Below are 549 nucleotides of genomic sequence, written 5' to 3' on the forward strand. Positions count from 1 at the left end.
ATCATTTTCGCTTACATTGCAAACATAAAGTACGGGTTTGGAGGTTAAAAGATTTAAACTATCAAGGATGCGGCGCTCATCGGAAGAGATCTCCTCGAGTAATAACCGCACAGGGCTTCCTTTATGCAGTAAATTTAAGGCAGATTCCATTACGGGAAGAATTGTAAGAGCTTCTTTATCTTTTCCGGTTGCACGTTTACGGATTTGTACGATACGTCGTTCAAGACTTTCAAGATCGGCAAGCATGAGTTCCGTTTCAACAGTTGTGGCATCAGAAACAGGAGCAATGCGTCCTGCTACGTTGTTAATATCGTCATCTTGAAAACAGCGTAAAACGTGGATAATAGCATCAACTTCACGGATATTGGCTAAAAATTTATTACCTAAACCTTCACCTTTTGAAGCGCCTCGTACAAGTCCAGCAATATCAACAAAATTGATGCGTGTAGGAATAATTTCTTTTGAACCAGCGATCGATGCAATTTTTTCCATTCGCAAATCTGGAACAGCAACTTCTCCGGTGTTTGGTTCGATTGTGCAAAAAGGATA

General features: G+C 40.4%; 1 protein-coding gene. It reads right to left on the reverse strand.

The features are described 5' to 3' along the window. Positions 1-549, reverse strand: a 549-nt coding sequence (locus ACFINZ_RS11990) for a GTPase (RefSeq protein WP_375701644.1), incomplete at both ends; no start/stop codon positions are given.

Origin of the sequence: Bartonella sp. AA81SXKL, assembly GCF_042196945.1 — a bacterium.
Classification (GTDB): domain Bacteria; phylum Pseudomonadota; class Alphaproteobacteria; order Rhizobiales; family Rhizobiaceae; genus Bartonella.